This is a genomic window from Aeromonas bestiarum, from assembly GCF_000819745.1.
Lineage (GTDB): Bacteria > Pseudomonadota > Gammaproteobacteria > Enterobacterales > Aeromonadaceae > Aeromonas > Aeromonas bestiarum.
Genome location: NZ_CDDA01000025.1, coordinates 1 through 13,049 on the forward strand (window position 1 = coordinate 1; position 13,049 = coordinate 13,049).

Annotated in this window: 12 protein-coding genes and 1 pseudogene; 8 read left to right on the forward strand and 5 right to left on the reverse strand. The window is 61.8% G+C overall.

Features of this window, described 5'->3' with window-relative positions:
* Nucleotides 1–1,317: D-alanyl-D-alanine carboxypeptidase/D-alanyl-D-alanine endopeptidase (dacB, locus tag BN1118_RS12660; RefSeq protein ID WP_043556426.1), on the forward strand; the 1,317-nt coding region annotated here is incomplete at its 5' end.
* 129 nt (nt 1,318–1,446) lie between these two features.
* Nucleotides 1,447–1,710, forward strand: a complete 264-nt coding sequence (locus BN1118_RS12665) for a GrxA family glutaredoxin (RefSeq protein WP_010633640.1) — start codon at nt 1,447–1,449, stop codon at nt 1,708–1,710.
* Nucleotides 1,711–1,771: 61 nt separating this feature from the next.
* Here the strand turns inward: BN1118_RS12665 and BN1118_RS12670 are convergent, their stop codons facing one another.
* The gene (locus BN1118_RS12670; protein WP_043556427.1) at nt 1,772–1,984 is read right to left on the reverse strand and encodes a DUF1653 domain-containing protein; all 213 of its coding nucleotides are present in this window, start codon (nt 1,982–1,984) and stop codon (nt 1,772–1,774) included.
* Nucleotides 1,985–2,345: 361 nt separating this feature from the next.
* Between BN1118_RS12670 and BN1118_RS12675 the strand changes: the two genes are divergently transcribed.
* Nucleotides 2,346–3,560, forward strand: a complete 1,215-nt coding sequence (locus BN1118_RS12675; RefSeq protein ID WP_005314784.1) for a pyridoxal phosphate-dependent aminotransferase — start codon at nt 2,346–2,348, stop codon at nt 3,558–3,560.
* A 64-nt stretch (nt 3,561–3,624) separates the two neighbouring features.
* On the opposite strand, the gene BN1118_RS12680 is transcribed toward BN1118_RS12675, so the two are convergent.
* Together BN1118_RS12680 and fabV are read right to left on the reverse strand one after the other, a co-directional pair.
* The gene (locus BN1118_RS12680) at nt 3,625–5,100 is read right to left on the reverse strand and encodes a YfcC family protein (RefSeq protein ID WP_043556429.1); all 1,476 of its coding nucleotides are present in this window, start codon (nt 5,098–5,100) and stop codon (nt 3,625–3,627) included.
* Nucleotides 5,101–5,262: 162 nt separating this feature from the next.
* Complete coding sequence (fabV, locus tag BN1118_RS12685) at nt 5,263–6,456, reverse strand: enoyl-ACP reductase FabV (RefSeq protein ID WP_043556430.1); 1,194 nt, start codon at nt 6,454–6,456, stop codon at nt 5,263–5,265.
* A 400-nt stretch (nt 6,457–6,856) separates the two neighbouring features.
* On the opposite strand from fabV, the pseudogene BN1118_RS22455 reads away from it, so the two are divergent.
* A pseudogene (locus tag BN1118_RS22455) lies at nt 6,857–6,958 on the forward strand (methyl-accepting chemotaxis protein); the annotation flags it as partial.
* Nucleotides 6,959–7,149: 191 nt separating this feature from the next.
* Here the strand turns inward: BN1118_RS22455 and BN1118_RS12690 are convergent.
* The gene (locus tag BN1118_RS12690) at nt 7,150–7,344 is read right to left on the reverse strand and encodes a hypothetical protein (RefSeq protein ID WP_043141260.1); all 195 of its coding nucleotides are present in this window, start codon (nt 7,342–7,344) and stop codon (nt 7,150–7,152) included.
* A gap of 95 nt (nt 7,345–7,439) precedes the next feature.
* Nucleotides 7,440–8,336: a DMT family transporter gene (locus tag BN1118_RS12695; RefSeq protein WP_043556431.1), complete on the reverse strand. Its 897-nt coding sequence runs from the start codon at nt 8,334–8,336 to the stop codon at nt 7,440–7,442.
* 112 nt (nt 8,337–8,448) lie between these two features.
* Here BN1118_RS12695 and rsxA point away from each other — a divergent pair, with 112 nt between their 5' ends.
* From rsxA to rsxD, 4 genes are read left to right on the forward strand one after another with little or no spacing between them, the layout of a single operon-like run.
* Nucleotides 8,449–9,030 (forward strand): electron transport complex subunit RsxA, encoded by a 582-nt coding sequence (gene rsxA / locus BN1118_RS12700; protein WP_042869638.1) that lies wholly within the window; start codon nt 8,449–8,451, stop codon nt 9,028–9,030.
* Nucleotides 9,031–9,034: 4 nt separating this feature from the next.
* Nucleotides 9,035–9,598: an electron transport complex subunit RsxB gene (gene rsxB, locus BN1118_RS12705; RefSeq protein WP_043141265.1), complete on the forward strand. Its 564-nt coding sequence runs from the start codon at nt 9,035–9,037 to the stop codon at nt 9,596–9,598.
* Between the two features lie 2 nt (nt 9,599–9,600).
* Nucleotides 9,601–11,967, forward strand: coding sequence for an electron transport complex subunit RsxC (gene rsxC, locus BN1118_RS12710; RefSeq protein WP_043556434.1), 2,367 nt, complete (start codon nt 9,601–9,603; stop codon nt 11,965–11,967).
* Nucleotides 11,968–11,970: 3 nt separating this feature from the next.
* The gene (gene rsxD / locus BN1118_RS12715) at nt 11,971–13,023 is read left to right on the forward strand and encodes an electron transport complex subunit RsxD (RefSeq protein ID WP_043556435.1); all 1,053 of its coding nucleotides are present in this window, start codon (nt 11,971–11,973) and stop codon (nt 13,021–13,023) included.
* Nucleotides 13,024–13,049: the final 26 nt, after the last annotated feature.

The window sequence follows — 13,049 nt, forward strand, 5'->3', positions numbered from 1 at the left end:
GAGTTTGCCCGCCACGCCGATGACATGATAGCGCCCGCCTCCACCATGAAGGTGCTGACCGCGCTCGCCGCCCGCCTCGAGCTCGGCGCCGACTTCCGCTTCGCCACCGACATCCAGGCCCAGCCTGGCGCCAAGCAGGGTGACGCCATCAAGGGCGACATCTGGATCAACTTCGTCGGCGACCCCACCCTGTCACGGATGGATCTGCTGGCCCTGTTCAAGCAGCTCGGGGTCAACCGCATCCAGGGCAACGTCTACGTCAACACAGGCGCCTACAACGGCTATGAGCGCGGCAACGGCTGGTCGTGGGGGGATCAGACTCTCTGCTTCGCCGCCCCCGTCTCCTCCGTCATCATCGACAAGAACTGCGCCTATGGCACCATCACGGCCACCCAGATTGGCAAACCCGCCACCGGCAACGTGGCCACAGGCGTGCCCATCGGCATCGGCGCCGACAACGTGGAAGTGATGAGCTATGGCGACATGGCGCGCCAGTTCTGCGCCCTGGAAGTGGACATGGCCAAGGGCAACTTCTACGAGCTCAAGGGCTGCATCACCCCGAACAAGGAGCCACAGGGTCTGCGTTTTGCCATTCACGACGTGGAAGCCTGGGGCTGGGACAACATTCGCTGGGCCATGGACAGAGCCGGCATCAAGCATGAGGGACTGCTGCGCGTGACCCACAAGGCACCGGAAGGGGCCGAGACCCTGGGCACCCACTATTCGGTCTCATTGCCCATCATGCTCTCCAAGATGCTCAAAAAATCCGACAACCTCTACGCCGACACCTTCCTCAAAACCGTGGGCCGCCATTACTACAACAAGCCGGGCAGCTATCGCAGCGGCACCATGGCGGTGCGCGCCATTCTGACCAAGAACGGCATAGACTTGGGCAACGCCACCCTGGCCGACGGCTCGGGGCTCTCGGCCCACAACCTCATCAGCGCCCGCCAGATGCTGTCTGTGCTCACCTTCATCCAGAAAAATGACGCCGAACTCGGCTTCATCAAGCTGCTGCCCAGCTCTCAGGTGGATGGCACCCTGGCCTGGCGGCGCAGCGTCACCGCCCCCATGATGAAAAACAAGGTGCATGCCAAAACAGGCACCATCACGGGTACCTCCAACCTGGCCGGTTTCATCGATACCGCCGGGGGGCAGCGCAAGGCCTTCGTGATGTTCCAGCGCGGCCTGTCGCAGGATCCCGCCACCCACGAGCGCTACCGTGCCAGCAAGGCCGTCTGGCCCTGGACAGTGTTCGAAAAGGGCGTGCTGGAGAGCATCTACCAGCAACAACCCATCCAGATCATCGAGCAGTAATGTGGGGAGCCACGTTGCCAGCAAGGTGGCTTATCGGATATGGCGAACGGCCGTATCGACAATTTCCACTTTGACTAGCCACGAGGCGGGGCTATGCTGTGCCCTGCTTCATATCAACGGAGAGAGAACATGTTTGCAGTGATTTTTGGTCGTCCCGGTTGCCCCTATTGTGTCCGTGCCAAGCAGATCGCCGAGCAGCTGGTTGAGCAGCGTGACGATTTCAAATTCCGCTACGTGGACATCCACGCCGAAGGCATCACCAAGGAAGATCTGGCCAAGAGTGCCGGCAAGCCGGTCAACACAGTGCCGCAAATCTTCCTGGACGAGCAGCACATCGGTGGCTGCACCGATTTCGAAGCCTATGCCAAAGAAAACCTGGGTCTCTACCAGTAAGCTCCCCCCGCATGGAAAAAAGGCGCCTGATGGCGCCTTTTTTTATGGTGCAAACCGCCGCTCAGCCCGCGGTCGGGGTGAAGCGGCTCACCACCTGGCCCTGATGCTCGATCCACTCCATGAACATGGCCACAGGGCGGGCATAGACGGCTCCATCCTGCTCGGATTGATAGATCACCAGCTGCTCCTGGGTTTCGGTGTGCAGGGCCAGGGTGAGCACCTGATAATAGCCTCCCTTGAAGTGGCGATAACGGCCGGGCGCGGGTGCGTGCATGGAGATACCTCGACAGATGATGAAAATGGGCCCGGCGACGATGTGCCAAGACCCCGCAAGGGCGACAGGCCACGATTTTTTACGCAAGCCAATCGTGCCATTGGATGCGAATATTTCAACACAGTCGGGTAGCTTTGTTAATCAGCCCCTCATCTTTCACTGGTGAACCTCGGTTCACACAAACGATCGTGCTGAATTTAACGTTTCAGCAACCCTGTTTTAGGGCTAAAAATCAGGGAATTCTACTAAAAAGAAGATTGTTCTAGCATTCAATTCTGTGAAGAATAGGGGAAAAGAAATTTGATACTAAAAATCGCCTTTTTCGCCAACGCGTCCCCACGGGGAAGGAAGCACACTCACCATGTTCACTATCGACAAGTCGCACAAGCTCGACGATGTCTGCTATGACATTCGCGGCCCGGTGCATAAAGAGGCTCGCCGTCTCGAAGACGAAGGCCACCGCATCATCAAGCTCAATATCGGCAACCCGGCCCCGTTCGGTTTCGATGCGCCGGAAGAGATCATCAAGGATGTGATCCTCAACATGCCGCTGAGCCAGGGCTACTGCGACTCCAAGGGGCTCTTCTCGGCCCGCAAGGCAGTGATGCAGTACTACCAGCAAAAAGGGATGCGCAAGGTCGATATCGATGACATCTACATCGGCAATGGCGCCAGCGAACTGATCGTGATGGCCATGCAGGCGCTGCTCAACAACGGCGACGAGATGCTGGTGCCCTCCCCCGACTATCCGCTGTGGACCGCGGCAGTGACCCTCTCCGGTGGCCATGCGGTGCACTACCGCTGCGACGAAGGGGCCGACTGGTATCCAGACCTGGACGACATCCGCGCCCGCATCACACCGCGCACCCGCGGCCTGGTGCTGATCAACCCCAACAACCCGACCGGGGCCGTCTACGGCAGCGAGTTCCTGCTGGAGGTGATCGAGATAGCCCGCCAGCACAACCTCATCATCTTCGCCGACGAGATCTACGACAAGATCCTCTACGACGACATCTCCCACACCAGCGTCTGCACCCTGTGTGACGATGTGATGGTGGTGACCTTCAACGGCCTCTCCAAGGCCTACCGCGCCTGCGGCTTCCGTCAGGGCTGGATGGTCATCACCGGGCCCAAGGGCCGTGCCAAGGGGTACATCGAGGGGCTGGAGATGCTGGCCTCCATGCGACTGTGTGCCAACGTGCCGATGCAGCACGCCATCCAGACTGCGCTGGGCGGTTACCAGAGCATCAACGAGCTGATCCTGCCGGGCGGCCGCCTGCGCAAGCAGCGGGACAAGGCGTGGGAGCTCCTGAACGAGATCCCCGGCGTCTCCTGCGTCAAGCCCAAGGGGGCGCTCTACATGTTCCCGCGCCTGGATCCCAAGGTGTACGACATTCGCGACGACCAGAAGATGGTGTTCGACCTGCTGCAGCAGGAGAAACTGCTGCTGGTGCAGGGCACAGGCTTCAACTGGCCGGCGCCGGATCACTTCCGGCTGGTGTTCCTGCCCCGTGAAGAGGAGCTGGAAGAGGCCATCGGTCGTCTCGCCCGCTTCCTCAAGGGCTACAAGCAGTAAGCACGGCTCATGAAAAAGGCTCCCGCGGGAGCCTTTTTGTTATCTGTCGTTTGCAGCTGAATCATCAGCCGTGCAACAGGGTTCCCGCCACCAGCACCGCCATGGTGATGAGGGCCACCCCGACGATGAAGGGCAGCACCCAGCGCACGAAGCGATCGTAGGGGATCCTGGCCAGCGCCAGCCCCGCCACCAGATGGGCGGCGGTGGGGGCGAACAGGTTGATCCAGCCGGAGGCGGACTGATAGGCGGTGATCACCAGATCCCGCGAGATCCCGGAGAAGTCCGCCAGCGGCCCCATCAGCGGCATGGAGACGGTCGCCAGCCCCGAGGTGGAGGGGATGAAGAAGCTAAGAATGATGTGCACCAGATAGGCCATCAGGATGAAGACCGACGAGGAGAGGCCGGTCACCAGCCCCTCGGCCCAGTGCAAGATGGTGTCTATGATGACGCCCTGCTCCATCACCACATAGATGCCGCGCGCCACCGCCACCACCAGCGCCACCCCGATGAGATCCCGCGCCCCGTTGAGGAAGGTGGCTACGTAGTTGGACTCCGGCATGCGGTTGATCAGCGCGATCAGGATGGAGGCGCTGAAGAACAGGGTGGAAAGCTCGTCAAACCACCAGCCAAGGGTTGGCAGAAAATCGATCCCCAGATCCGACCAGGGCACCACCGCATAGATCATCAGCAGGAAGGTGCCGAAGAACACCAGCATGGTGAGCTTCTGCTTGCCAGTGAAGGCCGAGTCGCTGCGCTTCATCTGGGAGAATTCGTCGTCATAGGAGATGTCGGCCAGCACGGATCGGGACTTGTCCTGCTGCACCTGCTTGGCATAACGCATCACGAACCAGGAGGCGAAGATCACCAGCAGCAGCCACTGGATGACCCGCAGGCCTATCCCCTCGCCGATGGGAATGCCGGCAAAACCGGAGGCGATGCCGGTGGCAAAGGGGTTGACGGTGGAGGCAAGCACACCGACGCCGGAGCCGAGCAAGATGATCCCCGCCGCCACCATGCGATCGAAGCCCGCCGCCATCATGACAGGCACGATCAGCGCCCAGAAGGCCACCGTCTCCTCCGCCATGCCGAAGGTGGAGCCACCGAGGGCAAACAGGGCGATCAGCACGGGGATCAGCAGCCGCTCGCGGCCGGCGAAGGCGCGCACTATGGCCCCTACCCCGGCATCGAGCGCCCCGCTTTGCATGGTCACCGCCAGAAAGCCGCCTATGATGAGCACGAACAGCGCCACGTCGGCCGCCTTGTGGAAGCCCTGGATGGGGGCCTTGAGCACCTCGAACACCCCCTGCGGGTGGGAGGGCAGCTCGGTGTAGCTGCCGGGCACAGGCAGCAATCGCTCATCGCCGCTGTAGTCAGCCACCGCCGCCGCCGCGACAGGCTGCTGGGTCTTGGCCGTCACATAGTTGTATTTGCCCGCCGGCAGCACCCAGGTGAGGGCCGCCATCAGGGCGATGATGATGAAAAGCAGGGTATAGACAGTGGGGAGTTGGCGCTTCTTGGGCGCCTCGTTTGGAGTGGTCATAGCTTCCGTTCCTCGGCAATGCCGTCTGTGATCCGATCAGCGCAAGACTAGCGGGTTTGATATGGGAAAAAGGTGATCGCGGATAATAAAATTCCGCAACTTGGCGGAGTTTTTGATAAAAAAACAGGGCCCCGCGGGGCCCTGTTTTCACTTGAGTCAGGATCAGAGCTCGACCACGTCGAATTTCACGTCCGGGTTCACATCCGCCTCGTAATCCACCTCGGCCAGGCCGAAACCGAACAGGCGCAGGAACTCCTGCTTGTAGCCGGTGTAGTCGGTCAACTCGGAGAGGTTCTCGGTGGTGATGGAAGGCCAGAGATCGCGGCAGGTCTGCTGCACGTCTTCACGCAGTTCCCAGTCGTCCATGCGGATGCGGGCCTGCTCGTCCAGCGCCAGCTCCTCGCCATAGAGGCGGGTGCGCATCATGCGATAGACCTGCTCCATGCAACCTTCGTGAATCCCCTTCTCCTTCATGATCTTGAAGGCCATGGAGATGTAGAGCGGCATCACAGGAATGGCAGAAGAGGCCTGGGTCACCACGGATTTGAGCACGGCCACGTGAGCGGTGCCGCCCTTGGCAGCCAGATCGCCACGGATGGCGGTGGCGGCGCGATCCAGATCTTCCTTGGCGCGGCCCAGGGTACCGTGCCAGTAGATGGGCCAGGTCAGGTCGGTGCCGATATAGGAGTAAGCCACGGACTTGGCGCCCTCGGCCAGCACACCAGCATCACGCAGGGCAGCCATCCACAGTTCCCAATCCTGGCCGCCCATGACGGTGATGGTGTTCTGGATCTCTTCCTCGTTCGCCGGCTCGACGGTGGCTGTGATGATCTGATCCTTGTTGGTATCGATGGCGGTGGTGGTGTAGGTCTCGCCGATGGGTTTCAGGGCAGAGCGCACCACTTCACCTGTCTCCGGCATCTTGCGCACCGGCGAGGCCAGGGAGTAGACCACCAGATCGATCTGGCCCAGATCGGCCTTGATGAGCTCGATGACCTTGGCGCGGCACTCGTTGGAGAAGGCATCGCCGTTGACGCTTTTCGCATACAGACCCGCCTCTTTGGCAGCCTTGTCGAAGGCGGCGGAGTTGTACCAGCCCGCAGTCGCCGTCTTGGTTTCGCTGCCGGCTTTCTCGAAGAAGACGCCTATGGTGGCAGCGCCGCTACCGAAGGCAGTGGCAATCCGGGAAGCCAGACCATAACCGGTGGAAGCGCCGATCACCAGCACCCGCTTGGGGCCATTGGCAATCATGCCCTGCTCCTGGGTGTAAGCGATCTGGCGACGAACATTGGCCTCACAGCCAACCGGGTGAGTGGTGGTGCAGATAAAGCCGCGAACCTTGGGTTTGATAATCATATAGGGGTCTCGGATCCGTTAAATGGATGAAATCGGGGCATAAGATACCTCATCTTGCCGCCCTAGGGTGCTCTGATGTGTTGAACTGCGGGGAAAACGAACAGATTCACGGTATCCGCACCGCCAAAACCGGGCCGGCGCCAGGGGAATGACGGTTGGAAAAGCCTGGGCATGAAGCAGGTGCCAGCCGCACCCCCGAGTCTGATCCCCCATGGCAGACAGAATAAATATAATAAAAACATATGATTACCCTCTTTATCCCGCCGCGAAAAATGAAACATCTTTCTGCCTGAAACGAAAAACCGTGCCCTTGGTACTTTTATCAAACTTGGTGGCACAGGAACCGCCGAGTTTGATAAGCCCGTTAAACCAGCATTAAACCTCTATCTCATAGGTCGGTAAGTCCAGCCTCTCCATACGCCTTGGTCGCCACGGTGAAAAGATCTGGCTGGAAGCCACCTACAACCCCATCTTCAACCAGGGAGGCAAGGTGATAACAATCTCAATCAGCAGTCGAAGAACATAGAATCCATCATCTGTTTCATTGCGCCCATGTGAAAGCGCAGCAAGCCTTGTTGCCTGCCGTGATGTGAAGGAAATAAATGCGAGGGGCAGAAAGGAGTGGCAGCGGAGATGGCGGGCAGGAAGCGGTGCTTCATCAAGATTGCGCGAAGCACGGGCATAGCCCGGCCATCAGGCCTCGCCCATATAGCGGCGAGCCTCCTCATCGGCCAGTACCAGGGCCGTTTCCCACAACTCGGCGATCAAGAGTCCTTCCTCTCCCACGGCCGCTTCCTCCAAGGCCTCCAGCGCCCTGGCATCGGCCAGGGTAAAGGGATTGTGCGCCAGCAGGGCCTGCGCCCTGGTCAATAACATCATGCCGTTCATCTGTGCTCTCCCGGATCCTGCCTGACCTGTCTGTGCAGACTGTAGCCGATAAGCCGCTCGGCGCCAGCCATGCTGCCAGCGTAGTGCAGGACAGATCAGCTGTCGGCGATGACAGGCGCGCGAACCTTGTGCCGCGCGGGCAGTTGTCCCACCACTATGCCGAACAGCACGGCGCCACAGGCGAGCCACTGCAGCGACGTCAGGGTTTCCCCCAACAGCAGATAAGCCAGCAACAGGGTAAAGACAGGAATGAGGTTCACATAGGCCGCCGCCAGCGTCACCTTGACCTGGGTCACAGACCAGTTGTAGAGCAGGTAAGCCCCGAGCGTCACGAAGGCACCGAGGAAGACGATGACCGCCATGTCCTGCCAGGCCCAGGCCGTCGGCCAGGGCTCGCTGACGGCGAAGGGGGCAAAAAAGAGGGTGCCAACGAAGGCCTGCAGGGCGGTCAGGGTGAGCACGCTGTAGCGACTGGAGAGCTTCTTGAATACCACCGAATAGGTGGCGGCGCACAACATGGCCGCCATCTCCAGGCTGTTGCCGAGCAGGGCGTTGGGGGCAAACTCGTCCACCCCGCCGCCCAACCCCAACAGGGCTATGCCGAAGATGGCGATGGCAAACCCGAGCAACTGGCGGCGACTCACCCGTTCCCTGAGCAGCACGAAGGCCACCAGGGCCACGATCAGCGGCAACAAGGCGCAGACCATGCCCGCCTGACCGGCGCTGGTGTAGCGCAGAGCATTCACCTCCAACAGGAAATAGAGGCAAGGCTCCAGTCCCCCCATCAGGGCCAGCCAGCGCCAGTCTCCCTTTTGATAGCAAAAATTGCCCAGGTAGCGGTAGCAGAGCAGCCAGCAGAGCGCGGCCACGCTCATGCGCATGAAGAGCACCTGGCCGAAGCCCCAGATCCCCAGCACGTGCTTGAGCGCGATGAAGGAGCTGGACCAGAGCAGCATCGCCAGGGTGAGGGTAAAGATAGGTAAAGGGCGCACATTTCCTCCATGAAATTGGCCATTTGAATAATAACCATGCGGCCTTGCGGTTGTTTAAAGGCACCTAAAATCAGATAATACCGCCGCCCTCAAACCGGATAACCAACCTTCAATGACTGAGTACCTGCTTTTATTGGTCGGCACAGTGCTGATTAACAACTTCGTGCTGGTGAAGTTTCTCGGCCTGTGCCCCTTCATGGGCGTCTCTGGCAAACTGGAGACAGCCATCGGCATGGGGCTGGCCACCACCTTCGTGATGACGCTGGCCAGCGCCTGTTCCTATCTGATGGAACACTATATCCTGATCCCGTTGAACATCGCCTACCTGCGCACGCTCGCCTTCATTCTTGTGATCGCCGTCGTGGTTCAGTTCACCGAGATGGTTATCCGCAAGAGCAGCCCGACCCTCTATCGCCTGCTGGGCATCTTCCTGCCGCTCATCACCACCAACTGTGCCGTGCTGGGGGTGGCGCTGCTGAGCATCAACGAGCGTCACAACTTCATCCAGAGCATCATCTACGGCTTCGGGGCTGCCTGTGGCTTCTCGCTGGTGCTGATCCTGTTTGCCGCCATGCGTGAGCGCCTGGTGGCGGCCGACGTCCCCACTCCGTTTCGCGGCGTCTCCATCGCCATGATCACCGCCGGCCTGATGTCGCTGGCCTTTATGGGCTTTACCGGCCTCATCAAGATATAGCGCTATGACTCACATACTCTTTGCCGTTCTGGTGTTGGCTCTGCTGGCCCTGGCCTTCGGCATCATTCTGGGCTTTGCCGCCGTCAAGTTTCATGTGGAAGCCGATCCCATCGTCGATCAGCTCGATGCCCTGTTGCCACAGACCCAGTGCGGCCAGTGCGGCTACCCGGGTTGCAAGCCTTATGCCGAGGCCCTGGCCAACGGCGATCAGATCAACAAGTGCGTGCCCGGTGGCGATGCCACCATGCGCAAGATTGCCGACCTCATGGGGGTAGAGCCCCAGCCGCTGGGCGGTGGCGAAGCCGCCGTCCCGGTAAAGAGAGTCGCCTTCATCCATGAAGATCAATGCATCGGCTGCACCAAGTGCATCCAGGCCTGTCCGGTCGATGCCATCGTCGGTGCCACCAAGGCGATGCACACCGTGATCAAAGACGAGTGCACCGGCTGCGATCTCTGTGTCGATCCCTGCCCAACCGACTGTATCGAAATGATCCCTGTGCCGACCACGGTCGACAACTGGAAGTGGGATCTGGCCAGCGTCGCCATTCCGGTCAAGATAGTGGAGTAACCATGCAGTCCTTACTCGAACGCATCAAAGCCGGCACCCTGTGGGATTTTCACGGCGGCATTCATCCTCCCGAAAACAAAGATCAATCCAGTCTGACCCCTGTGGTGGACGCGGGCCTGCCGCCCCAGCTCATAATCCCGGTACGCCAGCACGCGGGCCCGGCCGGCGATCTGCTGGTGCAGGTCGGCGACAAGGTCAAGAAGGGTCAGCCGCTGACCCGCTACGACAAGGGTCGCATAGTGCCGGTGCACGCCTCCACCTCGGGCACCATCACCGCCATCGGCCACCACACGGTGGCTCACCCCTCCGGCCTCGATGATCTCTGCATCACCCTCACCCCGGATGGGGAAGATGCCTGGGGTGAGCGCCAGGGCCGCAGCGACTACTGGAACCTGGAGCGGGGCGAGCTGCTGGAACGCATCCAGCAGGCGGGCATTGCGGGCCTCGGCGGCGCCGTGTTCCCGACCCACAGCAAGCTGGACGGTCGCGGTCAGCTGACCGAGATCCTGATCGTCAACGGGCTGGAGTGCGAGCCCTACATCAGCACCGACGATCGGCTGATGCAGGAGTATGCCGACGAGATCATGGACGGCATCCGGGTGCTCAAGCACCTGCTCAAGCCCAAGCTGACCCTGATCGGGGTGGAAGACAACAAGCCGGCCGCCATCGGCGAGCTGACCCGTCACGCCACCGACGAAGACGTGCTGGTCAAGACGGTGCCGACCAAGTACCCCTCGGGCGGCGCCAAGCAGACCATAGAGCTGCTCACGGGCCGTCAGGTGCCCAAGGGGGGCCGCGCCGTGGACATGGGCATCATGGTGCTCAACGTGGCCACAGTGTTTGCCATCAAGCGCGCCATCATCGACGGCGAGCCGCTCATCTCCCGCATCGTCACCCTCACCGGCGACGCCTTCAAGAAACCGGGCAACGCCTGGGTGCTGCTGGGTACCCCGGTGCGCTGGTTGCTGCAGCGTTTCGAGCTGCAACCCGAGGCGGACCAGAGGGTCATCATGGGGGGCCCCATGATGGGCTTCACCCTGCCCCACGCCATGGTGCCCGTGGTCAAGGCCACCAACTGCCTGCTCTCCCCCACCCGGGCCGAGCTGCCACCGCCCGGCCCGGAACAGGCCTGCATTCGCTGCAGCGCCTGCGCCGACGCCTGCCCGGCCAACCTGCTGCCCCAGGAGCTCTACTGGTACAGCCGAGCCAAGGAGTACGACAAGGCCGAAGGATTCAACCTGTTCGATTGCATCGAGTGCGGCGCCTGCGCCTGGGTCTGCCCGAGCGAGATCCCCCTGGTGCAGTACTACAAGATTGCCAAGGATGACATCCGCGAGGCGCGCGCCGAGGCCGAGAAGGCCGAGCGTGCCAAGCAGCGTTTCGAGGCCAAGCAGGCCCGCTTCGAGCGGGAAAAAGCGGCCCGCGAGGCTCGCCACGCCGAAGCAGCGGCCCAGCGCCGCCAGGCCATGACGGCCGCCGGTGGCGAAGATCCGGTCGCCGCCGCCCTGGCCCGTATCAAGGCCAAGCAGGAGGCAACCGCCAGCGGGGCGGCTGATCAGCCCGACAACAGCGCCATGATTGCCGCCCGCGAGGCGCGCAAGCAGGAAGCCATCGCTCGGCGCGCAGCCAAGGCGGCCAGCGGCGATGAGCACACAGATGTTGCACCAACACCAGCGGCACAGGATCCGAAAAAAGCAGCCATCGCTGCAGCCTTGGCCCGTGCCAAGGCCAAAAAGGCCGCTCAAGTTGCGGATGACAAGGTCGCCGAACCCGGGGCTATCGCTGTCGAAGCCGAGCCGGCCATCGGATCCGCCCCGGCTGCCGCAGAAGTCGATCCCAAAAAGGCGGCCATTGTCGCCGCCATCGCCCGTGCCAAGGCCAAAAAGGCAGCTGGCTCGCAAGGTGACGAAGCTGTTGCGGATAGCCCTGTCGCCGCGCCACAGTCTGACTCCGCCGCTGACGCGGATCCCAAGAAGGCGGCCATCGCTGCCGCCATTGCCCGTGCCAAGGCCAAGAAGGCCGTTCAGGCACAAGGTGACGCGGCCGTGACCGAGGGTGAAGACGCCGTCGCTGCAACCCCTGCCACAGCACCGCAGCCTGACGCCGATCCCAAGAAGGTGGCCATCGCTGCCGCCATTGCCCGTGCCAAGGCCAAGAAAGCCGCTCAGGCGCAAGGTGATGCGGCCGTGACCGAGGGTGAAGACATCGTCGCTGCAACCCCTGCCGCAGCACCGCAGCCTGACGCCGCCGACGCCGCCCCCAAGAAAGCAGCCATTGCCGCCGCCGTGGCCCGCGCCAAGGCCCGGAAACTGGCGGCCGAGGCGGCTGCCCAGGCTTCCCCTTCTCCATCGACTGACAAGAGCCACTGATCCATGTTCAATATCGCGAGTGCGCCGTTTGCCCATAACCGCAAACAGACCCAGACCCTGATGTTGCTGGTGATCCTGGCATGTCTGCCCGGTTTTCTGGCGCAGACCTGGTTCTTCGGCTGGGGCACCCTGATCCAGATCCTGCTGGCGCTGGTGACGGCGCTGGGTGCAGAGGCCTTGGTACTCAAGTTGCGCCACCGTCCCATCAAACCCGCCCTGATGGATGGCAGCGCGGCGCTGACCGCCGTGCTGATCGGCCTCTCCCTGCCGCCCCTGCTGCCCTGGTGGATGCTGGTACTCGGCACCGCCTTTGCCATCATCATCGCCAAGCACCTCTACGGCGGGCTGGGCCAGAACCTGTTCAATCCGGCCATGGTGGCCTATGTGCTGCTGCTGGTCTCCTTCCCGGTACAGATGACCAGCTGGTTGCCGCCGTCCAGCATAGCCGCCTATGACATCGGCTTCGGCGATGCGGCATCCGTCATCTTCACCGGCTTCAGCCTGGACGGCTACAGCATGGCGCAGCTCAAGCAGGGGGTGGATGGCCTCACCATGGCCACACCGCTCGATACCCTGAAAACAGGGCTGACCCAGGGGCTCACCGCCGGCGAGGTGATGACCCACGCCGTGTTCGAGGGCTGGGGCGGCATCGGCTGGAGCTGGGTCAACCTCGGTTACCTGCTGGGCGGCCTGTTCCTGCTGCAACAGAAGGTGATCAACTGGCGCATTCCGGGAGCCATCCTGGGCGCCTTGCTGCTGGCGGCCACCCTGGGTTATCTGATGACGCCGGATGCCACCGCCACCCCCATGTTCCACCTGTTCAGCGGCGCCACCATGCTGGGGGCCTTCTTCATCGCCACCGATCCGGTGAGTGCCAGCACCACACCCCGTGGCCGTCTGGTCTATGGCGTACTGATCGGCGTGCTGGTCTACCTCATCCGCCGCTTTGGCGGCTACCCGGATGCCTTCGCCTTCGCCGTGCTGCTGGCCAACTTGTGCGTACCGCTGATCGACAGCCTGACACGTCCCAAGGTCTATGGAGCACGCCGCAAATGACCCCGGCGCACACCTCACTCTCAGGA

Coding starts and splice junctions, on each gene's coding strand:
- BN1118_RS12675 (WP_005314784.1), top strand. CDS start 2,346: ATGTTCACTATCGACAAGTCGCACAAGCTCGACGATGTCTGCTATGAC.
- BN1118_RS12690 (WP_043141260.1), bottom strand. CDS start 7,344: ATGAACGGCATGATGTTATTGACCAGGGCGCAGGCCCTGCTGGCGCAC.
- fabV (WP_043556430.1), bottom strand. CDS start 6,456: ATGATTATCAAACCCAAGGTTCGCGGCTTTATCTGCACCACCACTCAC.
- BN1118_RS12665 (WP_010633640.1), top strand. CDS start 1,447: ATGTTTGCAGTGATTTTTGGTCGTCCCGGTTGCCCCTATTGTGTCCGT.
- BN1118_RS12670 (WP_043556427.1), bottom strand. CDS start 1,984: ATGCACGCACCCGCGCCCGGCCGTTATCGCCACTTCAAGGGAGGCTAT.
- rsxC (WP_043556434.1), top strand. CDS start 9,601: ATGCAGTCCTTACTCGAACGCATCAAAGCCGGCACCCTGTGGGATTTT.
- rsxA (WP_042869638.1), top strand. CDS start 8,449: ATGACTGAGTACCTGCTTTTATTGGTCGGCACAGTGCTGATTAACAAC.
- rsxD (WP_043556435.1), top strand. CDS start 11,971: ATGTTCAATATCGCGAGTGCGCCGTTTGCCCATAACCGCAAACAGACC.
- BN1118_RS12680 (WP_043556429.1), bottom strand. CDS start 5,100: ATGACCACTCCAAACGAGGCGCCCAAGAAGCGCCAACTCCCCACTGTC.
- rsxB (WP_043141265.1), top strand. CDS start 9,035: ATGACTCACATACTCTTTGCCGTTCTGGTGTTGGCTCTGCTGGCCCTG.